At 65.8% G+C, this 24,355-nt stretch carries 18 protein-coding genes; 2 read left to right on the top strand and 16 right to left on the bottom strand.

The annotated features are described in order from the left end of the window. Positions 1 to 6: 6 nt before the first annotated feature. Complete coding sequence (locus tag NK214_RS19610) at positions 7 to 1,920, bottom strand: thiamine pyrophosphate-binding protein (protein ID WP_253315275.1); 1,914 nt, start codon at positions 1,918 to 1,920, stop codon at positions 7 to 9. 496 nt (positions 1,921 to 2,416) lie between these two features. Between NK214_RS19610 and folE the strand changes: the two genes are divergently transcribed. Then, on the top strand, positions 2,417 to 3,112 hold the full coding sequence (gene folE, locus NK214_RS19605) for a GTP cyclohydrolase I (RefSeq protein ID WP_227107517.1): 696 nt from the start codon (positions 2,417 to 2,419) through the stop codon (positions 3,110 to 3,112). Positions 3,113 to 3,256: 144 nt separating this feature from the next. Next, complete coding sequence (locus tag NK214_RS19600) at positions 3,257 to 3,682, top strand: BLUF domain-containing protein (RefSeq protein ID WP_107798585.1); 426 nt, start codon at positions 3,257 to 3,259, stop codon at positions 3,680 to 3,682. A gap of 171 nt (positions 3,683 to 3,853) precedes the next feature. On the opposite strand, the gene NK214_RS19595 is transcribed toward NK214_RS19600, so the two are convergent. The 15 genes from NK214_RS19595 to NK214_RS19525 all read right to left on the bottom strand — a co-directional run. After that, positions 3,854 to 5,071, bottom strand: coding sequence for an MFS transporter (locus NK214_RS19595; protein ID WP_253315274.1), 1,218 nt, complete (start codon positions 5,069 to 5,071; stop codon positions 3,854 to 3,856). 153 nt (positions 5,072 to 5,224) lie between these two features. Beyond that, positions 5,225 to 6,442 carry an ATP-grasp domain-containing protein gene (locus NK214_RS19590; RefSeq protein WP_253315273.1) on the bottom strand — a complete coding sequence of 406 codons (1,218 nt, stop codon included), beginning with the start codon at positions 6,440 to 6,442 and terminating at the stop codon, positions 5,225 to 5,227. 47 nt (positions 6,443 to 6,489) lie between these two features. After that, entirely contained in the window at positions 6,490 to 7,461 is a 972-nt protein-coding gene (locus tag NK214_RS19585; protein WP_107800102.1) for a cupin-like domain-containing protein, read from the bottom strand. A 132-nt stretch (positions 7,462 to 7,593) separates the two neighbouring features. Continuing rightward, the gene (locus NK214_RS19580) at positions 7,594 to 8,304 is read right to left on the bottom strand and encodes a carboxylesterase (protein ID WP_253315272.1); all 711 of its coding nucleotides are present in this window, start codon (positions 8,302 to 8,304) and stop codon (positions 7,594 to 7,596) included. Between the two features lie 53 nt (positions 8,305 to 8,357). Continuing rightward, positions 8,358 to 8,963, bottom strand: coding sequence for a GNAT family N-acetyltransferase (locus NK214_RS19575; RefSeq protein ID WP_107800104.1), 606 nt, complete (start codon positions 8,961 to 8,963; stop codon positions 8,358 to 8,360). A 36-nt stretch (positions 8,964 to 8,999) separates the two neighbouring features. Then, positions 9,000 to 10,622 carry an AMP-binding protein gene (locus tag NK214_RS19570; protein WP_253315271.1) on the bottom strand — a complete coding sequence of 541 codons (1,623 nt, stop codon included), beginning with the start codon at positions 10,620 to 10,622 and terminating at the stop codon, positions 9,000 to 9,002. Beyond that, positions 10,619 to 12,637 carry a class I tRNA ligase family protein gene (locus tag NK214_RS19565; protein WP_253315270.1) on the bottom strand — a complete coding sequence of 673 codons (2,019 nt, stop codon included), beginning with the start codon at positions 12,635 to 12,637 and terminating at the stop codon, positions 10,619 to 10,621. The genes NK214_RS19570 and NK214_RS19565 overlap by 4 nt, the downstream gene beginning before the upstream one ends. Positions 12,638 to 12,643: 6 nt before the next feature. Next, entirely contained in the window at positions 12,644 to 13,696 is a 1,053-nt protein-coding gene (locus tag NK214_RS19560; RefSeq protein ID WP_253315269.1) for an FAD-binding oxidoreductase, read from the bottom strand. After that, entirely contained in the window at positions 13,693 to 15,003 is a 1,311-nt protein-coding gene (locus tag NK214_RS19555; RefSeq protein WP_235089507.1) for a lysine N(6)-hydroxylase/L-ornithine N(5)-oxygenase family protein, read from the bottom strand. Before NK214_RS19555 ends, NK214_RS19560 begins: the two co-directional genes overlap by 4 nt. Before the next feature lie 600 nt (positions 15,004 to 15,603). Beyond that, entirely contained in the window at positions 15,604 to 16,950 is a 1,347-nt protein-coding gene (gene astB / locus NK214_RS19550; protein ID WP_253315268.1) for an N-succinylarginine dihydrolase, read from the bottom strand. A 214-nt stretch (positions 16,951 to 17,164) separates the two neighbouring features. Then, positions 17,165 to 18,625 (bottom strand): succinylglutamate-semialdehyde dehydrogenase, encoded by a 1,461-nt coding sequence (astD, locus tag NK214_RS19545; protein WP_253315267.1) that lies wholly within the window; start codon positions 18,623 to 18,625, stop codon positions 17,165 to 17,167. Then, positions 18,625 to 19,659 (bottom strand): arginine N-succinyltransferase, encoded by a 1,035-nt coding sequence (astA, locus tag NK214_RS19540; RefSeq protein WP_253315266.1) that lies wholly within the window; start codon positions 19,657 to 19,659, stop codon positions 18,625 to 18,627. Before astA ends, astD begins: the two co-directional genes overlap by 1 nt. Beyond that, a complete protein-coding gene (gene aruF / locus NK214_RS19535; protein WP_253315265.1) occupies positions 19,656 to 20,687 on the bottom strand; it encodes an arginine/ornithine succinyltransferase subunit alpha in 1,032 nt (343 codons plus the stop codon). Before aruF ends, astA begins: the two co-directional genes overlap by 4 nt. 159 nt (positions 20,688 to 20,846) lie before the next feature. Beyond that, the gene (locus tag NK214_RS19530) at positions 20,847 to 22,061 is read right to left on the bottom strand and encodes an aspartate aminotransferase family protein (RefSeq protein ID WP_253315264.1); all 1,215 of its coding nucleotides are present in this window, start codon (positions 22,059 to 22,061) and stop codon (positions 20,847 to 20,849) included. A 382-nt stretch (positions 22,062 to 22,443) separates the two neighbouring features. Beyond that, positions 22,444 to 24,355, bottom strand: a 1,912-nt coding sequence (locus tag NK214_RS19525; RefSeq protein WP_253315263.1) for a family 20 glycosylhydrolase, incomplete at its 5' end; no start/stop codon positions are given.

Raw genomic sequence — 24,355 nt, 5'->3', positions numbered from 1 at the left:
CCGGGATCAGAAAATCACCGGCACATTGGCCGGCTGGCCGTTGTCCGTATTGCGCTGGCCGTCCCCGTCCGGGACATGGACGCAATCCAGCCTCGGCTGATGGCGGTAGCGGGCGTTGGCCTGCTGCGGCGTGGGCGGCGGCTGATCCAGGCCCACGGTCTGCATGTCCAGCACATAGGCGCGGCCGGCCAGCGCGTGGTCCAGCCCGCGCCGCACCGCCGCGCGCACCGCCTCGGGATGGACCACCACCTCGCCCTCCATGCCGCCGAAAGCCTGGGCCAAGGCGACGAAATCCGGTTTGGGCCGGTGGATGCGCAGGTATTCCGGGTCCTGGGTGCGCGCCTGCCAGCCGTAGCCCGGCGCGTCGCCGTACATCGCCTCCACTTGTTGCAGCCCCATTTGCAGGGTGTGGTATTCGTGGTTGTTGGTGATGATGTAGAGCACCCCCAGCTGGCGATGCTGAGCGGTCCACCAGGTTTGCGGATAGAACAAGGAGGAGCCGTCGCCGGTGGCCGCCACCACGAAACGGGTGTCTATGCCCTGGCAGCCTTGCGCTTCCAGCTTGATGCCCAGGGTGGCGGGCATGGACCAGCCCAAGGAGCCGCCGCCGACGCAGTAGTAGCTGATGGGCGCCGCGGCCACTTCGGTGAAGGGCAGCAGGTACTGGAACGGCGCCGGGTCCGACACCGCTTCGTGCACGTAGACGAACTGCTTTTCCAGCCGGCGTTCGCTGATTTCCAGACGCAGCGCGTCGGCGATCACCACCGCCCAGATTTCCTGCTGTTGCATCGCCTCGCGCAGATAGACGTCCCATTGCAAGCGCCGCGCTTCGGCTTTTTGCCGCAACAGCTCATTGCGCTGCCGCGCGGCCGCCGACGGCTGCTCGCCGATCTCCCGGTTCAGCAGCGGCAAGGTGGCCTTGATGTCGCCGAACAGCGCGCATTCGCCGTAGTAGTTCTTGCCGATGTCCCAGCTGTTGTTGCTCAGATACACCTGGCGCACCGAGGGCGGGATCAAGGGGCCGTCGCTGTACTTGAACACCGTGACCTGAGCCTGGTTGCTGAAGCCGCATAAAAAGGCGACGTCGTGGCCGGCGAACACTTGCTGCAGATCTTTTTGCCCGCCGGGCAGTTCGCCCTGCCAGTGGTAATCCCCATTGGGGAAGTTGGCCAGGCTGCTGAAGGTTTGCAGCGACACCGGCGCGCCGATCAACTCCGCCAGCGCCTGCAATTCCGGCCAGGCCTCGGCGTAGCCGGCGGCGTCGCCCACCACGATCAATGGGTTGACCGCCTCGCGCAGCATGACGGCCGCCTGACGGATGGCGTCGGCGTCGGCGATGAAATGCGGGGAGATCCGGGTAATGCCCGGCAGGCGGTCGCCGTCGCCGATGCGCCGCATGGTGAACTCCCAGGGAATGGCGACGAACACCGGCCCGTTGGGCGGCGCCATCGCTTCCTTGAAGGCGCGCTGCAACACCATCGGCAATTCTTGCTCGGTGCGCACCTCATGCGCCCACTTGGTGTATTGCCGCGCCAGGTCCACCAGATTGGAGGCCAGCAGCGGCTCCTGCGTGACCAGCTCGTTCTGCTGCTGGCAACACAGAATCACCAGCGGCGCCTGCGAGCGCCAGGCGTTGAACAGATTGCCGATGCCGTGGGCGATGCCCGGGGTGACGTGCACCACCACCACGCCGGGCTTGCCCGTCATCCGCGCCGAGCCCATGGCCGCGCCCATGGCGATGTTCTCGTGCAGGCACTCGATGTACTCCACCTGGTTTTCCGGGTAGGACGTGCCGTCGATGATGGGAATCTCATTGGTGCCGGGCACGCCGAAAATGCGATGGATGCCCAATTGGCTCAATGCGTCGAACACATAGTCCCGGGCCCAGCGCTGCCGGCTGTTTTGCTGTTGGCTATTCATTCCGTCCCGCCTCTCTCCATAAGTTTTCGTTCTTATGTGAGTGGTAATCCAGGCGGAGGAAAATTCAATCCGGATAATTTCTGTGTCGAAAACGCCAATGCGGACGGACGCTGCGCCGCGCCGCGCGCCCGCTTCCGGCCAACAAGGCTTGAGCCGGCGCGGCGAGATGCGCCGCCACGCGCCCAACCCCGTCCAAAAGGACAGCAATATCCTGTATGGCCAGCCGCCGGCATTGACTTTGCATGCCCGCCAAATTAAGGGCTTCCCGCGTCAAGCCCTGACGGGCTAAGGGTTTCTACTAGGCGTATCGGCTGCGGATGCGCTTCGTTTGCTTGTGCTAACATGGAGCGTTCCTGTCGCATCGGCCAGGCTCCAAGCACGCCGCCTTTCAGGGAGGCGCCCACCGCCTGCCCTGCCCCAAGTCATGCGCAATGGATAGAGCCGCCGGCCATGGCGGCGCCAAAATGATAAATAAGCATCCGAGACTGCCAACACAATGAACAAGACCAATACCGTTGACCATCTGCCGGTCTCACAACGCATCCGCAGCCGCCTGCAGCAAGCCGGCGTCCGTTTCCACGCCAACGACAATATCGCCGCCCACATCGAAGACGGCGAGTTGGACCTGCTGCAATCCGAGGTTCAGGAGAAACTGAAAGCCGTGCTGGAAAGCCTGGTCATCGACACCGAGCACGACCACAACACCCAGGACACCGCCAAGCGCGTGGCCAAGATGTTCATCAAGGAAGTCTTCCGCGGCCGCTATGTGCAGATGCCGGCCAGCACCGAGTTCCCCAATGTGGAAAAGCTCAACGAGTTGATGATCGTGGGTCCGATCACGGTGCGCAGCGCCTGCTCCCACCATCTGTGCCCCATCATCGGCCGCGTCTGGGTGGGGGTGATGCCCAATGAACATTCCAATCTGATCGGCCTGTCCAAGTACGCGCGGCTGATAGACTGGGTGATGACCCGGCCGCAAATCCAGGAAGAGGCGGTGTCCCAGATCGCGGACCTGCTGATGAAGAAGCTGCAGCCGGACGGCCTGGCCATCGTGATGGAGGCCGACCACTTCTGCATGCACTGGCGCGGGGTCAAGGACAGCAATAGCAAGATGACCAATAGCGTGATGCGCGGCTCCTTCCTCAGCGACGCCAATCTGCGCCGCGAATTCCTGTCCCTGATGCATAAATAAAGAGCTCGTTCATCGTCTCTCGGGCAAGCTCGGGACAAGGTCTTGAACAGGTTTTAAGGTCAGCGGCAAGACGGCGCGCAGCGACTAAGATGAAACGAGGCCGCGCCGGTCTGGCGCGGCTTCTTCGCATCCAAGGGGCACATCATGCTGGTACGCCTGACCTACTGCAGCCGCGCGCACAAATCCATAGACAGCGATCTGGTGGACGACATCATGATCGCCGCGCGCAAATACAATCCGGCCCAGGGCATCACCGGGGTGCTGTGCTACAGCAAGGACGTATTCGTGCAATCGCTGGAAGGCGGCCGCGCCGAGGTCAATCTGCTGTACCAGAAACTGGCCCATGATCCGCGCCATCAATGTCTGACGCTGCTGGACTACCAGGAAATGGAGCAACGCCGCTTCGCCAACTGGAGCATGGCGGAGGTGATGATGGAAAAACTCAACGCCTCGCTGCTGCTGCGCTATTCCGCCCAGGCGCGCCTGGACCCGTTCAGCCTGCCCGGCGCCAGCACCGCCCTATTGCTGGAGGCGCTGGCCGAGGCCGGCAGCACCCAGATCCGCCACTGAGAACCTATTCAAAGTCTGCTGCGCTTCAGCGATACGGCGTTGAAAACGACTTCAGAATGCTCATGTACCACATGTACATTCCGCTTCTTCAGCCGTTTTCGCCTTGTCTCGCTCTAGCTCGCAAGACTTTGAGCAGCTTCTAAGCAGCGGTTTACGCTCTGCTCCGCTTCGCTAAACCGCGCCCGCCGCCTGCGCGCGCAAGCCGGCGCTCGACTCCTGCAACACATAGGCGACGGCGATGCACAGCAGCGACAAGCCGGCGAGCGCCAGCCAGAATTGGCCGGCATGGCCGTAATCCGCCATCCAGCGGTAAACCGCGACGCCCATGCCTCCGCCCAGCGACTCCCCCAGCGCGGTGCTGATGGACAGCACGCTGTAAGCGACCGCCCGGCTCTCCTTGCCGATCAAGGACAGCAGCAGCACGTCCATGCTGGGCGCGAACATCATCTCGGCGAAGGTGAACAGCAGCACGAAGGCCAGCGCGCCGGTATAGCCCGGAAGCATGAAGGGCATGATGAAGGCCAGCGCGAAGGTGGCGTAGGAGGAACGGACAATGCCCAGCGGCTTGCCGCCGCTCCAGCGGTGGGCCAGATGGGTGACCAAGAGCTGAAGCCCGATCACCAGCAAGGCGTTCAGGGTGTACAGCCAGCCCAGCTTGCCCGGCTGGGCCAGCGTTTCCGAGACATAGAGCGCGAGCACGTTGAACAGCTGGCCGTACAGCAGCCAGCAAAAGAAATTGATCAGCAGGAAGGGGGGAATGCCGGGCACGTAGAGCAGCTTCCAATAAGCCAGAAACGACGGCGCGCCGCCACCGGGGCGCTTCATGCCCAGCTTGCCGAAGTTCAGGAAGGTCACCACCCCGGCCACGCAGTAGGAGACGGCGATGCCGATCAACACCAGCTGGTACTGCCCCTTGGCCGCCAGGTACAGAGCCAGCGGCGCCGCCGCCGCCGCCGCGATATTGATGCCGATATAGGTGATGGAGAACAGCTTGGCGCGGTTGTCCATCATATCGCTGGTCGCCGCGGCCAGCTGCTTGCTCGCCAGCGCGTTGATGGAAATGCCGGTGCCGGACAGGGCCAGCGCACAGGCGGTCAAATAAAAATCCTTGGCCGAATACAATAGCAAGAAGCCGACCGCGGCCATGACGCAGCCTATCAGCACGGACTTCGTCGCCGCCATCCGGTCCAGCCACGGCGCCAGCGGTATCTTCGCCGCCTTGGTCGTCAAGGTGAACAGGATGACCAGCATGGCGATCCGTTCGGCGCTGAACCCGGCCTTGTTGAGCGTGACCACCAGGGTGGAGACCAGGCCGTAGTAGCCGAGATAGGTCATGATGTAATGCGCGGTGATGTACAACACGCTGCGCCGGACCGGATGTGAGTTCATACTTGCCTGTCTTTAGACCCGCTAACAAAACCCCTGATCCTGCGTTGCGCCTCCTTGTCGTACGACTTGTACTGCCTGCGTCGGCGCGCCTTGGCTCAGGTTCTCTGCGAGGTGTTGTTAGCGGCTCTTATTCGAGTTGATCCAAGAAACGGTTCAAAGTCCGCCCTGCTCCGCGCTCAGCGCTTCCCACTCCACCCGCACCGCGTCGCGCGCGGCCTCCGCGTTGGCGACGGCCCGCTCTATCGTGTCGCCCACGCACAGCGCGTAGCCCTGGCGCGAATTGGACGATTTAAGCGTCTCGCAGCGCAGGCCGGCGTGCAGCTGGCACTCCACCCGGACCACGCCCTGGGCGCTTTTCGCCTGCTCGACGCCGCTCACGTCCAGAATGCGGGCGTTTTCGTAGGAGAAGAAGCGGATGGCGGCGGCCTTGGCCGCCGGCTTGCGTTCAGGCCGCGGCAGATCGGTGAGCGCCGCGATGGTCTCGCCGGTGAGGTTGACGCCGCTGACCAGCTCGCACATTTCCCAGATTTGATCGCCGCCTATCCGGGTTTGCGATTCGATGATCCTGGGCCCGGACGGCGTCAGGCGGATCTCGGTGTGCGCGGGCCCGGTTTTCTGGCCGATGACGTCCAGAAAACGGCTGACCAAGGCCTTGACCGCCGCCTGCTGCGCCTCGTCCAGCCGCGCCGGCACCTGGTGGCCCAGCTCGATGAAGCGCGGCAGCGCCGTGACCTCTTTCTCGGTGATCATCGCGATCTCATGCCGGCCGTTGATGGACAGCGATTCCACGCTGTACTCCGGGCCGTGCAGGAACTCCTCCGCCAGAAGCGGCCCATCCATCACCGCGCGGGAGCCGTTCCAGCGCGCCTCCAGATGCGCGTCCTCATCCACGAAGAACACGCCCTCGCTCAGACCGCCGGCATACGGCTTCAGCACCATGGCCTCGCCGTTGAGCGAGCGGAAAAAGCTTCTCGCGTCGTCCAGGCTTTGACAGACCTGGTATCGCACCGGGCTCAGGCCGTGGCGGCCCAGCAGCTCCCGCATCTTGATCTTGTCGCGCGTGTTCAGCACCGCTTCCAGATTGTCGCCGGCGACGCCGAGCTCGATCGCGCATTGCGACGCCGGATGCAGGCCGTATTCGGTGAAGGACACCACCGCGTCGAACGGGTCCTTGGCGTGCCAGGCGCGCGCCAGCAGCAAGACCTCCTCCATGTCTTCGTAATCCATCACCGCGTAGCGCACCGCCGCGCCGTACTGACGCTCATTGACGCGCTCCGGGATCTGCATCATCGAATAGCGGGCGCCCAATTGCTCCAGCCTGTCCAGCGTGTGGTTCAATCCCCCGACAACCAATACATGCGCTTGCTTCATTTATTTTCTCCTGATGAGGTGTCCCGCACCGCGGGGCGAAAGCCGGATCATGGGCGCAGTTTCGACAAATCGATGCCCATGCGCTTGGCCCAGACCCGGTTGCGCATCATCACCACATTGAACAATTCGGGATGGGTGAGCTTGACCTCTTCCGGATTGAGGGCGAGCGCCAGCAGCTCCGCCATCCGTTGCCGGATATGGGTCTGCAGATTGGCCTGGTCCAGGCACTTCCGGCCCAGGCCGATGGAGTTGCTCAGCAATTTGATGCGGTGGAACCACAGCGCCGGCAGATAGAGCACGTCGCCGGGCTTCAACGTGCATTGCATCAGCTGGGCGGCGGGATCGTCGGCCAGCGCTTGCAGATCGGCGCCCCCCGTCTCCGTTTCCGGCAACATCGCCTGCGGCCCCAAGACGGTCCAGTGTTTTTCCCCCACCAGCTGCACATGCATGACGTCGATGGTGTAGGAGTCCTGATGCAGCCGGGTGACGCCGCCGCGCTGGCCCAGCCAGAGCTGGTGATTGGTGGAAATCACCTCGCCGTACAGATCGCGGCGGAAATCGTATTGGGCGATGTCCAGTTCCGGCATGTCCGCGGCCAGCTCGGGGCAGGAGGCCTGGTAATACCATTCCTGCAGATAGATGGGCGTCGCCTCCGGCCCCTCGTTGCGCATCAGCATGTCGACGAACTCGGCGAAGCTGGCCTGGGCGGAACGCTGGCTGCTATAGCTGTTGACCACCACCGGCGTCGCGCCGCAGCGCTTGGCCAGATGCTCGAAACTCCAATGGCGCACCGCCGGCCAGTCGGCGGCGTAGCCTTCCAGAATCACCGGCCGCTGCTGGTGGCGGTATTCGCGGTCGAACGCCTCCTTGCTCAAGCCCCGGCGGCGCTCGATGCCCGGCGCCCGGCGCAGGGCCTCGGCGACGGGGCCGCTGGAGAACGCGTTTTCAACGATCTCCAGGCTGGCGACATCGCGCCGCTTCAGGATATTCGCTTCGATCAGAACGGGAGCGTGTTGCATGGATTCCTCCAATAGACTTAGAGCCGCTAACAAAACCTCGCAGAGAACCTGAGCCAAGGCGCGCCGACGCGGGCAGTACAAGTCGTACGACAAGGCGGCGCAACGCGGGATCAGGGGTTTTGTTAGTGGGTCTTATTGGCGGGCGCGCGCCCGCAGAATGGTGTCCCTTATCGTCGTCAGCACTTGCGGCCGCAAAGCGTCCTGATGCGGCAGCCAGCGATGGATGAAATGCTCGCAGTCGTCCAGCCAGACAATATGCTTGCTGCGGGCGTTCATGGCCGCGGCCAGATAGCCGTCCAGCGTCTCGGCCGGCACCACCGCGTCCTTGCCGGCGCCGATGATCAGCAAGTCGCCGCTGAATTCGCGCAGGCCGGCATAGGCCGGGGAGTCCGGATAGGGGCCGGGACGGGCCAGGCCGCCGTCGAAACGGGCTTCGGCGGCGTCGGCCGGATAGCTTGCCGGGCAGAACAGCACCAGGCAGGCGGGCTTCAGCACCGGCGCGACCCAGGCGGCGAGATGGCCGCCCATGCTGGTGCCGATCAGGGTCAGCGGCTCGCGCTTGTCCAGGTGTTCCGCGGCGGCCAGCGTTTCCTCGTAACGACGCCGCAGGCAGGCCTCTTCCAGCGCCCCGCTGCTGTCGCCGTTGCCGGAGAATTCAAAGCACACCGAGCCCAGGCCGTGCCCGGCCAGGTGGTCCAGCACATAGCGTATGGTGTGCCGGTTCGCGGTCTGGCCCAGCCCGTGCAGGGTGAGGACGCTGCTTGCCGCGCCGGCGTCCGGCTGCACGCGGGTGGCGGCCAGCCAGTGCTCGCCGGCGCTAAAGACGAAGTCTTCGGTTTTCATCTGCGGGCTCGCGGACATGTCGGGGGCGTCCATCTTGATGCCGGCCCGGCCGCTCAACGGCTTGCCGCGGCGGCCAGCGCCGGGAAGCGTTCGGCGCGGACCCGCTCCCATTCCTGGCGCAGCACGCTGTAATAGATCACATCGCGGCGACGGCCGCCGGGCATGAAGTTGAAGCTGCGCAGCACGCCTTCCTCCGTCGCGCCGATGCCGGCCAGGCCCGCGCGCGCGCCGGCGTTCAGCACATCGGTCTTGAACTCCACGCGCTCGCATTCCAGCGCTTCGAACGCGTGCTTGAGCAGTTCGAACTTGACCGCGCGGTTGATGCCGGTGCGCCGCGCGTCCCGGCACAGCCAGGACCAGCCTATCTCCAGGCGGCGCTCGCCCTCGGCGAGATTGCCGTAAGCGGTGCTGCCGACGATGCGGTCCGTTTGGCGGTCGATGATGGCGAACACGATGCGGCTGCCGTTGAGCGTGTCCTGTATCGCCTGCTCGACGAAGCGGCCCAGATCGTCCGGCGTCTGGATGCGGGCGACGAAGTACTCCCAGATGGCGGGCTCGAACACGATGCGCTCGAACGCCGCGTAATCGCCGATCTGAATCCGGCGCAAGCGCACGCGTTCGTTTTCCAGGGTGAGGTCCTTCAAATTACGCCAAGTCATGTATCGCTCCTTGCATAGGTTTAAGCGGGCCGCGTATCAGAAAGAGGGCTGCGGCGCCCGGCCATCCCGCACATACGCCGCGTCCGCCGAAAACGCTTCCGGCGTCCGCGCGTGGCGCGCATAGATGTCGTCCAGCTGCGCCATATAGCGCTGATGAATCATTTTGCGCTTGGGCTTGAATTGAGAAGTCAGCAGGCCGTTCTCGATGGAAAACGGCTCGTCGACGATGAGCGCCGCCAGGATGCGCGCCTCCTGGAAAACATCCTCGTTCAGCGCCCGGATATGCCGGCGCAAAGCCTCGGCGTCCGCCCCGGCCAAGGCCGGGGACAGGATGGCCGTAATGAAGGGCTTGCCGGTGCCGTACAACACGCATTCGTGCACGTCCGGATGCCGGCGCAAGCCCTCCTCCAGCGGCCTCGCCAGCACGTTGCGGCCGCTGGCCATGGTCAAGACGTCGTCCACGCGGCCGTGGATGTACAGGAAACCGTCCTCGTCCACATGGCCCAGATCCCAGGTCTTGACCTCGGCGCTGGGCAGGAAGCTTTTTTCGCTGACGCCGGGATCGCACCAGGTATAGCGGCAGTTGACCGGATGGCGGCTGGCCACGATCAAGACGCCGTCCTGGTCGAAACGGATGGACTTGTTGGGCAGCACCTTGCCCACGCTGCCCAGGCGGAAGGCGCCGGGATGGTTCTTGGCGACGATGCAGGCCTCGTTGCTGCCGTATCCCTCGTACAGCGGCACGCCGGCATGGTTGAAGAATTCCAGCACCGTCCGGCTGGCCGGGGCGGAGCCGGTCCACAGATAACGGACGCGCCCGCCGAGGGCGGCCTGTATCTGCGCGCCGCGGGCGGCGGGGTCGGCGTCCCCGTGCCGCTGCGACAGGCTGGCGCTCAAGGCTTCGTAAAAGCCCGGCACGCCCATGACGACGGTGGGCTGGCAGGCCTTGGCCATGTCCAGCGCCTGATCCAGGTCGGAAAGCGTGAGGTCGTGTCCAAACGCCAGCGCCGAATAAATCCAGTAGCGTTGCTGCAGCAAGGCCAGCCGCAGGAACACCAGCAGATTGTCGCCGTCCCCATGCCCGAACATCGCCTGCACTTCATTGATGGAACTGTTGACGCTGGCGACGGTGGCTTCCAGGCCCTTGGGCGCGCCGGTGCTGCCCGAGGTGAATTTGATCGCCAGCACGTCGGCCGGGTCGTAGCCGGCGTGCAGGGGCCGCTCCGCCGCGTCCGCCTCGGCGCGCTCGGCCCAGGCCTGGACTTCGGCAATGTCGAACACCGCGCCCGAGCGGTCCACGCCCTCGGCGAACAAGGCTTTCAAGCCGTAAAGGTCCACGATGCGCGCCGGCTCGAAACGCCCGGCCTCGAAGCCCGCGGTCACCGCCCCCAGTTTCAGGACGGCCAGATCCAGCAGCACGAACTCGATCCGATTGCGCGATAAAACGCCCACCCGGTCGCGCGGACGCAGGCCCAGCGCATGCAAGCGCCGGGCCACGCGCGCCGCCTTGCGGTCCAGCTCGGCCAGCGTCCAGGCGCGCACGACGCCGTCTTGCCGGAAGCGGATCACATGTCGCTCGTCATCGCATCCGCGCAGCGCGACGGCGTTGACCAGATCGACGTCCGGGCCGCGCGGCGCTTGAGACCCCAGTCCGCTCATGACCGTCCTTCCTCCGCCGCGCCCGCCCGGCGCAGCGGCGTGAAAAAGCGCTGCTCCGCCAAGTCCAGAGCGGTGCCCGGCGGCGACAGCTCCACGCTTTCCGGCCAGACGTCGACGCCTTCCATGCCCAGGGCGCGGCCCAGGCGCTGGGCGAAGCGCGGCATCAGCGGGCCGGCGGCCTGAGCCAGCAGGCGGGCCGTGGCCAGCTCCAGCGCGACCGCGGTCCGGTATTCGTCGCGCAGCGCCGGATTCCGACGGATGCGCTCGTTCGATTTGGCGAAGCGCAGCGCGCCGGCCACCAGCCCGTCCAGCTCTTCCGTCACGCGGTTGAGCGTGAAACCGTCTGCGCCGTAATGGGTGCTCAGGCTGGTCAGCCGGTTGCTCAGCGCGTCGAAATAGGCGGTGTGAGCGGCGGTCCAGTTGCCGGCGTCGGGCGCGCGCTGCTGGAAATCCTGCCCCAAGCGCTCGCCCAGGCCGCTCAGCCAGGCCTGCCACTGGCCCAAGAGCGTCCGCTCCACGCACGCATGGAAATCCTCCAGCGTGAAATTGGTCCGCTCCTGCTCGCCGCGCGTGCGCGCCAGGTAATAGCGCACCGCGTCCACGCTGTCAGGGCTCAGGATGTCCTTGCCCCACACCGCGTGCCGGCGGCTGGTGGAGAACTTCAGGCCGTCGAGCAGATAGAACTCGTTCTCGTTGTAGTCGATGTCGCACTGCCAGTCCGGGAAGGCCATCCGGTACAAGGCCGGGTACAGGATGGAGTGGTAATAGCTGTTGTCGTAGCCGAAGAAGTGGACGATCTTCCAGTCCGGCTGCGGCCGGTCGGCTTGCCAGGGCTTGCCCAGCCGGCCGCCCAGTTCGGCGATGCCGTACAGGAAGCCGTACGCCATTTCCGGCCACACCCAGATCACCTGCTCGCCCTCGACCTCCTCCGCCGGCGGCACGCCCCATTGCGCCGGATGGGTGATGGGCACCCAATAGTCCTTGCGCGCCAGCACCCGCTCCGCCAATTGCTGCAAGCGCGGCGACACCTTGCCCAGGCGCTGATGCTGCTCCACCGCGTCCTTGAAGGCGGACAGATTGATCATGTAGCGGCGGATGGCGCCGGTGACCGGCGTCGCGTCCGACAGCCGCGAGCGCGGCGCGTCCAGGTCCACGCAGTTGTTGGGCTCGCCGCACTCCTCGCAGATATTGCCGCCGCAGGGCGAGCCGCAGCTTGGACACTTGGCGGACACGTCCACCTCGTACAGATAATCGCCGGTTTCGGCGTCGAACAGCGCCGCGTCGGAACGCAGCTGCGCGCCGCCCCGCACCAGGCGCGTGAAGAAATCGCGCAGGCCGGCCGCGTAAGCCGGGTCCCGGGTGGTGACGGTGTATTGATCGAGATGGATGTCCATCAGATCCAGCGTGGACTGGATCGCCGCCGAGTAATGGCTGGCCACCTGCTGGGGACTGCTGTTTTCCTGGCGGGCGCGGCCCACCACATAGCTCTGGTAATCGTCGCTGCCGGTCAGGTGGTAGGCCTCGTGTCCGCTGGCGCGCAGGAAGCGCACATAGACGTCGGCGCCCAGATAGGGACCGGACAGATGGCCAAGGTGCAGGTCGCCGTTGGGCGTGGGCGGCGTGGAAAACACGAATACCGGCCGCCCTTTCAGACGCGCGGCGCCGTTGTCCTGCGCGGCGGCCTCGCGTTTGGCCGCGTCCCGCCAGTAGAAGTCGCAGAAGCGCAGCGGCTGCCCGCCGGTATTGCGCAACACGTGTTTTTCAAACGGTTTGAACAGCACCAGGCTGCCGGCGCGCACCGGCTGGGAGCGGCCGTCGGCGTCGATGACGCCCTCGCCGCTCAGAATCAGAAAGGCTTCCAGCTCGTCGTGCTTGTGCGGCTGGCTTTCCCCGCCGGGCTCGACGACGCCGTAGGCCAGCCGCACCTGCTCCTGCTCGCCCAGGCCGGCGATGGACGCCATCTCGATGCCGAAAGCCGGCGACCGCTGCGCTTCGTTCAATTCTATGATGTGCATGATCGGCTATCCCTTGGTGAGAGTGTGGTTGAGCAGGGCGACGGCTTCCGCGGCGACGCCGGGCGCCAGCCGGTATCCGGAGCCGTTGCACGCTCCGACGAACAGAATGCGTCGATGACGGCCGAGGTATTGCGCCAGCGGCTCGCGGCTTGGGCTGTAGGCGTCGCAGAACACCCGGCCCGAGCTCAGCAGCGGCGCCAGCGCCGGCGCGACGCCCCGCAGCGCCTCGCGCGCCTCGGCGATCTCGCGAGCCTCCACCCCGGCCTGCCGGCACTGCTCCGGCGACACGTCCCATTGCTGGCAGGTGTAGCTGAACAGCCAATGCCCGCGGTGCGGCAGCGGCGCCAGAAAAGCGTCCTCGGCGGGGAAGAACAGCGCGGCGCCCTCCTCCGCCGGCCGCTGAAGATGCAGGGCCACCACCTTCTTGACGCGAACCCCCAGCCCGGCGGTCAGCCCGCTCCAGCAGCCCTCGTTGACCCATGGCCCGGGGGCCAGCACCACGGCGTCGGCGGCCAGCTCCCGGCCGCTGGACAAGCTCAGGCGGACGCCGTCGGCGCTCTCGTCCAGCGCCTCGACCCCCACGCCTTCCAACACCTCGGCGCGGCCGCGCAGACGCTGCGCGTGCCATAAGGCCAGCCCCTGCACATCCGTCACATGGCAATCCGGCATCCGCCACAGCTCGCGGCCGGCCGGCAGATCCGGCGCGACGCGCGACTGTTCCTCCGCCGACAAGGGCAGCAAGCCGGTGCAGCGGGCGCGGACCTCATCGGCGTCGGCCGCGCCGGCCGCGACGAAAAAGTCGAAACCGTGCATGGGCAGCTGCGGATGGCGGGCGCGCAAGGTCTGGTAGTAATCCGCGCTGGCCGCGCTCAGTTGGCGCACGCGCTCGGAGCGTCCCACCGGGAAATGGACGCCGGCGGAATACATCGATGCTCCCGCGCCGACCAGGTCGCGGTCCACCAGGGTGAGCCGGACCCGCGGCTCGCGCTCCAGCAGGCGCGCGGCTATCGTGCAGCCGAGGATGCCGCCGCCGACGACGACGATGCGGGGCGCCGTCATGCCCATTCCCTCTTGTTCTTGCGCTCGTCCGCGCGCGCCGAGGCCAGCGGCGCCCAGGACACGAAGGCGGCGTCGACGTTGTCGACGCGCGGCGCGTCCAGCATGCGGTTGATGACAATCTGGCTGCGCCAGGCGGTCAGGCTGAGATTGGGATCGGCCAGGCCGCGCTGCTGGCGGATGGCGTTCAGGATGAACAGGCTGCGATTGCGCGGCAGCTTGCCCAGCGCCGCGTAATCGCGGTCAACGGCGATTTCCTCGCCCTCGCGCTCCAGGCGCTCCCGCAGGGGCTGCAGGAAGGGCGTGGGCGCCGGCTTGAATCCGCTGGCCCAGATCACCACGTCCGCTTCCAGCGTTTCCGACGCGTTGGCGCCCAGATGGCGGGCGGCGATGGACCAGCGCTCGCCGTTCCGGCCGATGGCGCGCACCTCGCGGAAGGGCAGCAGGCGGATGTCGATAGGCGAGCGTTCGATGAAGCGCAGCGAGTAGATCTGTTGGTAGAGGCTGCGCAAGGTGCATTCGGAAATGCCGTCGCTGCTGAGCAGATTGCGCTTGATGAAGGCGCTGCGGAAGATTTCGTCCTGCTCGTAAAAATAATTGGAATGGGTGGGCGTATACAGATCGTTGGTGAACGGGGAATCGTCGAGCGGGAAGTAATTCTCCCGCCGCGACAGCCAGCTCAGCGCCGCCGGCGCCTGGCCGCCGCCGCGGCGCAGCAAATCCAGCACCACCTCGGCGCCGGACTGGCCGCCGCCTATCACCAGCACGCGCTTGCCCGCCGCGACGCCGGCCTTGGCGGCGAACTCATTGACATGGAAATGCGTGCTGTCGTCGAGACAGGAGCGCGCGAAGTCCGGCACCTCCGGCACAATGCCGACGCCGACGACCACATTGTCGCCCTGCACCCTCCGCTTCGTGGTCTGCACCACGAAGGCGCCGCCGTCGAAATCGACCTCCAGCACCCGCTCGCCAAAGCAGATATTGCCGTTGCTCTCCGCCGCCCATTTCAGATAATCGCGAAACTCCAGCCGCGACACCTGATCGAAGCGCGCATTGAGAAACTGCAGCAATCTGCCGTGCTGGTGCAGATAGGACACAAAGGAAAAGCGGTTGGTCGGGTCCGCCAGCGTGACCAGATCCTTGAACAGGGAGACTTGCAGCCCCGCGCCGGGAATCATCATGCCGTCGTGCCAGGTGAACGCCGCTTTCTGTTCGAAAAAGATGCTCTTGATGTCGTGCTGGCCATGCAAGAGCGAAGCCACGCTCAGATTGGACGGCCCGCTGCCGATGCCGATGCAGTGATATTTCATGGTGTATTGGCACTTGAAGTGTATGCAAGACAAAAGGAGCCGCGATGAACTGCGTATCGCAGCGGCGGAAAATCCAACCGGCACTCTCATTCGCAATCAACAACAACCGCAAAACCGCCAAAACATCGCCGGGGGCGAAACGCCGCCCGCTCCGGCATCAACCTCCGCTATTTCGTCCAGACCAGTACCAAAGGCCAGGCCGTATCCCGTTGTAGAAACGCCTCAGGCCTCGTTTCGTCTCCGCCCTCGCCAAACGCCCAACCGCTGCGCCGCCGCGGACGGCCGCGCCGCAAACCCGCGTCCTCCGTGGCTAGGAGGCCGAAATCCGCAAGCCGTATCGATCAATATATTCCAATGTCATTCAAGCTATCACATGACTTTTGTCATGTCAAACAACATTAAAAACCAAAAATAGATGATATTCGTCAAATAGATACCATTAATCAGGACAGTTTTCGGTGAAAGAAAGGCTGTCATCATCCCGACGACAAGAGCGGCGCATCCGGGCGGACGCCGCCGCTTCAAACGCAAAACAGGCCGGGAATCCCGGCCTGTTTCGCTAGAGCGCCTGACTCGAAATCAGGCGTGGGTATCGCTGGCTCAAACCAGCTGGAAGGGGTACACCGACCCCAGGCCCAGGATGCCGCTCAACTCGTCCAGCGCGGTGCGGCTTTCGATCAGCAGCTGCGGATCGGCCAGGTCTTCGCTGCTCAGGCGGTCGCGATAATGGCGATCCACCCAGCCGTTGAGCATGGCGAACAGCGCGTCGCTCATCAGCACCTTGGGATTGAGCGCGGCGATTTCCGCCGCCGACAGCGCCACGCGCAGCCGCAGGCAGGCGGGGCCGCCGCCGTTCTGCATGCTTTGCTTGAGATCGAACACCTTGACCTCGTCGATGGGACCGCCGCCGGCGACCAGCTTGCCAAGGTAGGCCCAGACGCGCGGCTGATTGCGGCACTCCTCCGGCACCACGATGATCATCTTGCCGTCCGGCTTGGACAGCAACTGGCTGTTGAACAGATAACTCTTCACCGCCTCCTCGACGCTGACCTCCGCCGCCGGCACCTCCACCGACACAAAGCGGCCGCCGACCGCCGCCAGCTTGGCGCTCAGCTCGGCCAGCACCTTGTGCTGGTCGACAAAGGATTTCTCGTGATGGAACAGCACCTGGCGGTTGCCCACCGAGATCACGTCGTTGTGGAACACGCCGGCGTCTATGGTGTCCGGGTCCTGCTGCGCGTAGACCACGCGCTCCGCGCTCAGGCCGTGCAGGCGCGCCACCGCCTGGCAGGCTTCCAGGGTCTGGCGCGCCGGGAACTTGGCCGGCTTGGGATAGCGGGCGTCGAAAGCCGCCGCGCCGAACACGAAGAACTCCACCCCCGCGCCGTCGTACTCGGCGCAGAAACGGGTGTGGTTGGCCGCGCCCTCGTCGCCGAAATGCATCTGCGCCGGCAGCGCCGGATGCACGGCGAAGCGGGACTCGTCGGCGAACATCGCCCGCAGCAGCCGGCCCGTGGTCGGATGCTCGATCGAACGGTGGAATTTATTGTTCAGATTGGCCGGGGTGAAATGCACGCGGCCGTCGGCGGTGTCGCCGGACGGGCTGACGGTGGCGGCGTTGGCGGTCCACATGCAGGAGGCCGAGCAGGCCGCGGCCAGGATGGCCGGCGCGTCCCTGGCGGCGCGCGCCACCACCTCGGCGTCGCTGCCGCCAAAGCCCAGCAGACGCAGGCTGGCCACGTCCGGACGCTCGTGCGGGGCCAGCACGCCCTGCTTGAAGCCCAGATCGTGCAAGGCCTTCATCTTGGCCAGGCCCTGCTTGGCGGCCAGCTTGGGATTGGACGCGGCGCTGACGTTGCTGGTGGACGCCACATTGCCGAAGGACAGGCCGCTGTAATTGTGGGTCGGGCCCACCAGGCCGTCGAAATTCACTTCATAGGCGTTCATTTGGAGAATGCTCCCTTGCCTCAATCCATCTGAATGGCGGGACGGCCATCTGGCCCCTTCTCGCCACCTAACTCTTTTGCGTTGACTACACGCCCCCTCTCCCCGAGGGGAGAAAACCGCACCGCCCGCGCTGACTGCACGAATGAACGGGCGTCGCACTCAGCCTTCAGTCCCTCTCCCCTTGCGGGAGAGGGGTTGGGGAGAGGGGGCGCTCTTAAAACACCATGCCGGGAGACAGCTGCGCCGGCACGGCCAGGCTGTCGCATTCCAGCGAGGCCACCGGATAGGCGCAGTAGTCGGCGGCGTAATAGGCGCTGGCGCGATGGTTGCCGGAGGCGCCGACGCCGCCGAAGGGCGCGGCGCTGGACGCGCCGGTCAAGGGCTTGTTCCAGTTGACCACGCCGGCGCGGCTTTCCAGCAGATAGCGTTCGTACAGCGCGCGCTCGTCGGACAGCACGCCGCCGGCCAGGCCGAAGCGGGTGTCGTTGGCGATGGCGATGGCCTGATCGAAATCGGCGTAGCGTATCACTTGCAGCAGCGGGCCGAAGTATTCCTCGTCCGGCCGCGCGGCGGCGGTGGTGTCGATGATGCCCGGGCTCAACAGCGCCGCGTCCGGCGTCAAGCGGCGCATCTCCAGCAGCGCCTTGCCGCCGGCGGCCAGCATCGCGGCCTGGGCTTGCAGCAGCGCCTCGGCGGCGGCGCTGGAAATCACCGCGCCCATGAAGGGCGCCGGCTCGGCGTCGTATTTGCCGACGCGCAGCTTGGCCGCCACCTCCACCAGCCGCGCCAGCAGCGCGTCGCCCCAGGCGCCTTGCGGCAGCAGCAGCCGGCGCGCGCAAGTGCAGCGCTGGCCGGCGGAGACGAAGGCGGACTGGACGATGTGGTGGACGGCGGCGTCGATGTCCTGAACCCCTTCCACGATCAGCGGATTGTTGCCGCCCATTTCCAGCGCCAGGATCTTGTCCGGATGGCCGGCGAAGTTCTTGTGCAGCAGCGCGCCGGTGGCGGAACTGCCGGTGAAGAACAGGCCGTCGATGCCGGCGTGGCCGGCCAGGGCCGCGCCGGTGTCGCGCGCGCCTTGCAGCAGCGCGATCACGCCGGCCGGCAGGCCGGCTTCGGCCCACAAGCGCACCGTTTCCTGCGCCGTCCACGGCGTCAGTTCGGACGGCTTGAAAATCACCGCGTTGCCGGCCAAGAGCGCCGGCACGATGTGGCCGTTGGGCAGGTGGCCGGGGAAGTTGTAGGGGCCGAACACCGCCACCACGCCGTGCGGCTTGTGGCGCAGCACCGCCTGGGCGTCGCCCATGGCGGCGGCGCGTTCGCCGGTGCGCTCGTGGTAGGACTTCAGCGAGATGTCCACCTTGTTGACCATGGTGGTGACTTCGGTCTGCGCTTCCCACAAGGGCTTGCCGGTTTCCTGGGCGATGACGCGGGCCAGCGCGTCCTTATTGGCGCTCAGGAGTTCGCCGAAGCGCTTGGCCACCGCAACCCGCGCGTCCAGCGGCGTGCGCGCCCAGTGCTTGAACGCGGCGCGGCCGGCGGCCACGGCGGCGTCCACCTGGGCGGCGTCGGCCGCGCGGCCCTGCCATAGCGGGCTATTGTCGGCCGGATTGGTTTTGCTCAGCGCCGCGCCGGCGCCTTCCTGCCACTGACCGTTGATGAATAAGCTGCTCACTATGCATTCTCCTTGGGGTAGAGCGCGACGCAGCGCAGATGGCCGCCCTCTTCCACGTTCAGCGCCTGCGCCTGTTCCGGCGTCAGCAGGATTTCATGGGTGGGCGCCAGCGTCTCGGCCAGGATGGCGCGGAAGCCGGCCAGCGAGTCGTTGGACACCAGGTAGAAGTTCTTGTCGCCTTCCGGCAGCGGGTCCGCCAGCCGCGCCGCGACCGTCGCGCTTTCCTTCACCGCGCGGATTTCGCTGGTATAGGTCTGCACCGTCGGGCCGGCGTCGAAGATGTCGACATAGCCCTCGTAGCGGAAGCCTTCGGATTCCAGCATCGCCACCGCCGGGCGGGTGTTTTCATGGGTCTGGCCGATCACCGCCTGCGCCTCCGGCGGCAGGAAGTCGATGTAGACCGGATGCTTGGGCATCAGCTCGGCGACGAAGGCCTTCTGGCCGACGCCGGTCAGGTAATCGGCGTGGGCGAAGTCTATGGAGAAGAAATGACGGCCCAGTCCTTCCCAGAACGGCGAGCGGCCGGCCTCGTCGGACACGCCGCGCATCTCGGCCACCACCAGCTTGCCGAACAGTTGCGGGAACTGCGCCAGGAACAGGAAGCGGCTCTTGGACAGCAGGCCGCCGTTGCGGTTGGCGCGGTAGTCAGGGTGCAGGAACAGCGTGCACAGCTCGGAATAGCCGGTGTGGTCGTTGGACAGGAACAAGGTGTCGTGGCGCGAATACACGCCCAACTCCTCCGAGGCGTGGACGATGGTGCCGACGCGGTAGTTGTACCACGGCTCCTTCAGGCCCACCGCGGCTTCCAGCGCGCAGATGCCGGCGATGGCGCCGGTGGCGCCGTCTTCCATCACGAAGACATAGCCTTGGTCGGCCTTGTCCAGCTCGCCGGCGAAAGACAGCACCGAGCGGGCGATGCGGCGCGACAGCCGCTCTTCGTTGACCGGCAGCGAGGTCAGGCCGACGCCGGCGCTGCGCGCCAGATTCATCAGGCCGTCCAGGTCCTTGTGGGCTACGGGGCGGATGAACATCATGCTGCGGACTCCTTCTGCTGCAAACCGGCCACTTGAACCTGGCCGCCGCTGGCGAGGCCCAGCGCGCGGGCGGCGTCGGGATTGATGAAGGCCACGCCGTCCACCACCGCCACGCGGCACACCGCGGCGGCGAACTCGCTGGACTCCAGATTGCTCAACAACTGCGGCTGCGCCTGCTCCGGCAGGCTGGCCAGCACTTCCACCGGGTAGCAGCGGCTGTTTTCCAGCGTTTTCAGCCGGTCCACCTCGGCGGTCAGCACCGCGCCGCCGTCGAAGATGTCGATATAGTTGTCGGCTTCGAAACCCTCGTTGCACAGCAGCTGGCAGGAGCGCTCGAAGCTGGCGTGGATCTGGCCGATGGCGTGCTGCGCCTCGTCCGGCAGCAAGGGCACGTAGATCGGGTAGCTGGGCATCAGCTCGGCGATGAAGGTCTTGCTGTGGCTGACGAAGGCCTGTTCCACCTGCAGGAAATCCATATTGAAGAAGCGGCGGCCGATGGCGTTCCAGAACGGCGACTGGCCGGCGTCGTCGTGAATGCCCTGCATCTCCGCGATCACGCGGCGGCCGAAGCGCTCGCGCTTGCTGGCGATGAAGAGCAGCCGGGCGCGCGACAGCAGCTCGGCGGCCAAGGGCTCCAGATGGCCGTCCACGTAGAAGCCGCACAGCTGCACCATGCCGGTCAGGTCGTGGCACATATTCAGCACGTGCACGCGGTTGTTGACCTTCAGCGCACGCGAGGCGTGCACGAAGATTTCGCTGCGGTAGCTGTAGAAGGGCTCGTCGAAGCCGGCGGAAGCGTTGATGGACGCGGTGCCCAACACCTGGCCGCCCTCCTCCAGCACGAACATATAGTATTCGCAGCCGGAGTCGCCGGTGGCCTCGTGCTCGAAGGCGGACACGGACTGCTGGATGCGCTCGAACAGCTTTTCCCGGTTATTGGGCAAGCTGGTGACGCCGATGCCGCTGGCCACCGCCATGCGTTCGATGGCGGGCAGATCGGAGGTGCGGACGGGACGCACGGTAAGCATGGGACATCTCCCCTATCGCTGAAATCCGGCCGGGCCGCGGCGAGACCGCGGCGCAGCATCACCCGCGCGCCTGCCAGGGGCGGGAGCGTGGGCGGATAACGGTATTGTGTCTTGGAGCAAGGGCGGCCGGCGGCCGCCCGGAATCAGTGCCGCGGGCGCTTATCGACCGGCGACCAGTTCGGCGATGGCCGCGTCGAAACGCGCCAGGCCTTCGTCGATGTCCTCATCCTCGATCACCAGCGACGGCGCCAGGCGCACCACGCTCAAACCGGCCACCAGCAACATCAGGCCCTGCTTTTCAGCGGCTTTCAGAAACTCCTTGGCGCGGCCGGCGTAAGCGTCGGTCAGCACGCAGCCCAGCAGCAGGCCCATGCCGCGCACGGTCTTGAACACCTGGTATTTGGTGTTGATCGCGTTCAGGCCATCGACGAAGCGCTGGTGCTTGGCGCGCACGCCGTCCAGCACCGCCGGCTCCTTGACCAGCTCCAGCACCTTGTGCGCCACCGCGCAGGCCAGCGGGTTGCCGCCGTAGGTGGAGCCATGGGTGCCGATGCCGAAGCTCTTGGCCACTTTCTCGGTGGTCAGCATCGCGCCGATCGGGAAGCCGCCGCCTATGCCCTTGGCGGAGCTGAGGATGTCCGGGGTCACGCCGTATTCCTGATAGGCGAACAGCGAACCGGTGCGGCCGACGCCGCTTTGCACTTCATCGAACACCAAGAGCGCATTGTGCTGGTCGCACAGCTGGCGCGCGGCTTCCAGGAAGGCCTTGTCGGCCGGCATCACGCCGCCCTCGCCCTGGATGGGTTCGATCACCACCGCACAGGTCTGGTCGGAGATGGCCGCTTTCAGCGATTCGATGTCGTTGTATTCGAAGTGGGCGATGCCGCCCGGCACCGGGCCGAAGCCTTCGGTGTACTTAGGCTGGCCGCCGACGCTGACGGTGAACAGGGTGCGGCCGTGGAAGGAGTTCTTGCAGGCCAGGATCTGGTTCTTTTCCGGGCCGAAGTGATCGGAACCGTATTTGCGCGCCAGCTTGAACGCGGCTTCATTGGCTTCCGCGCCGGAGTTGCAGAAGAACACGCGCTCGGCGAAGGTGGACTCGGTCAGCAGCTTGCCCAGCTTCAAGGCCGGCTCGTTGGTGAACACATTGGACACGTGCCACAGCTTGGAAGCCTGCTCGGTCAAGGCCGCTACCAGCTGCGGGTGGCAATGGCCCAGCGAGTTGACGGCGATGCCGCCGGCGAAATCGATGAATTCGCGGCCGCTCTGGTCCCATACGCGGGAACCCAGGCCCTTGACCGGGATGAAACCGGCCGGACCGTAATTGGGGACCATGACCTGGTCGAAATCGGCGCGCGTTACAGTATTGCTCATCTTGATGGTTCCCTTCCTGCTCTATCGTCGTTTCTTATCCGTATCATGAAATCCCAAGCGGCTGGCCGGACCGGTCGTGATGCCGGCTTTATCGATGATTTCATGAAGTTTCAATGATTCTAAGGTAAGCCCGTCGCAAATCCATATCCGGTTTGCGACACCGGCGTATACATTCTTTGATACAGCGCAATAAATTTTGTCCGACAACATCCATTACAGAGGGCAACTGTGCTCAATCCGGCTGTAAACGCCGCCCTCCGGCGCGCTGCGGGATCATCAAGATAGATCAACTCTATTGTCTTATCAACGCCGGGAAACCGCTCAACCATGAAAAACGCCCGGGCCGGCGGCCCGAGCGTCCCTGTCTTGCCCGCATCGGCGCTCAGTCGCCGCCGCGCGCCTCCTGCCGGCTAAAGCGCGCGCCGTCGCCGCTGACGCCGCGCCAATAAGGCGCTTCCGCGCCCAGGCCCGGCCGGTACGGCGTCCAGTTGCGCCCATCCGGCGAGAACTGCAGCGCCTGGCCGGGGAACTCCGTCAGCACCGCCGCCGCCCCGCTCGCCAGGCCCGGCGGCGCGATGCGCAGACCGATGCCGGCGCGCTCCAGTTTGGCCGCCTCGCGCCAACCCAGCACTGCGGCGAACTGCTGCCAATCCCGGTTCAAGGCCGCGCGGTCCACCAGATGGCTGACGCCCAGCTGATAACGCTCGCCCTGACGATAAGGCCGTTCCCAGCCCGCGCGGTGCCAGGCGCGCTCGGCCAATGCCAGCAGCCGCGGATAGGCCATGTATTCAAACTGGGCGTCGCTGCGCATCACCTCGCTCCAGGCCTGCCCCTGGATGCCGGCGAAGCGCGCCGGCCCGGCCTCGCTGGGCACTTCGAAGGCCTTGCCCTGACAGTCTGTCATCACCTCTGCGTTCTGCGGCAGATTGTCCGGCGCGAAGCTGAACACCTTATAGCTGTCGGTGGCGCGCGAGGCCCAGTAATAGCCGCGTTCCTTGGGGGTCAACTCATAGGGGAAGTCGAAGTACAAATAATCCGGCATCGCCAGCACGGTCTCAAAACCCTTGTTGGCAAACTCGTGCGCTTCCTTGGCCGCGCCCCAGAACAAGGCGTCCCACTCGGTCACCATCACCTTGGCGGTGGCGAAGTCCTTGGGCGATTTCGCGCCTTTCAAACCGTCCTGCCAGGCACCCATCGTGGCGATGCCGTGCCGCGCCAGGATGCGGCTGACGTCCTCGGCGAACTGCAAGGGCAGATCGGCTACGGTTTTCCCCGGCCGCTCCGCCAACAGCGCGCGGCAGGCCGGCGAGCGCGCCCAGGGCTTGTCCTGCTCCGCCAGCTTGATCTTGCCCTTGGCCGGGTCCTGGCCGGACAGGTCCTGGAAACCGCCGCCCAGCAAGATGTTCTTGGCCTCGTCGCCGCCAAAGTGCCAGACCGCCAGCGGCACGCCGGCCTCGCGGTGCATGGCGGCCACTTCCGACACCACTTTGTCGACGAAGCGCGGCACGCCGGGCACGCAGGGATTGACATAGGTGTGACGGTCGTAGAATTGCACCGACAAGGTGTTGGAACGGTCTTGCGGATCGATCAGCCGGTAGGCGGAGGCGGCTTCCGGCTGCTCCAACTGACTGAGGTGGCGATAACGCCGCTCCATCGCCATCACCGCCGCGCGCGCGTGCGCCGGCATGTCGATTTCCGGAATCACCTCGATGAAGCGCGCCTTGGCGTAACGCAGCAATTCCACATACTGCTCGCGGCTCAAATAGCCGCCGCCGGAACGGTTGTCCGGACCGGACCCCAGTTGCGGCAGCAGACAGCGGTCCTCGTTCAGATCGTGACAGCGGCGCGCGCCGACCTCGGTCAATTCCGGCAGGCCGTTGATCTGCAGGCGCCAGCCTTCATCGTCGGACAGATGCAGATGCAGCTTGTTGAGCTTGTAGGCGGCCATCTGTTCGATCAGGCGCTTGAGCGTGGCCGGCTGACGGAAATTGCGCGCCACGTCCACCATGAAGCCGCGGTGCGCGTAGCGCGGCGCGTCCTCCACCGTCAGCGTCGGGATCTCGCCGCCGCCTTGCGGCATCAGGCCCAGCAGGGTCTGCGCGCCGTAGAACAGGCCGGCGGCGTCATGCGCGTCTATGCGCGCGCCGCCGCGCCCCACCCGCAAGCGGTAACCGCCGGCGACGGCGATGTCGGCCGGCAAACCCTTGACCACCGCGCCGCTGACCGGCAGGCCCTGCCCGGCCAGGCCCAGCTGGCGGCTGCGTTGCGCCAGCGCCGCGCGCGCGTCCGGAGCC

Source organism: Chromobacterium sp. S0633 (assembly GCF_024158805.1).
GTDB lineage: Bacteria > Pseudomonadota > Gammaproteobacteria > Burkholderiales > Chromobacteriaceae > Chromobacterium.
Note: the sequence above shows the minus strand (reverse complement) of the source record. Positions and strands in the feature narration are given on the sequence as shown.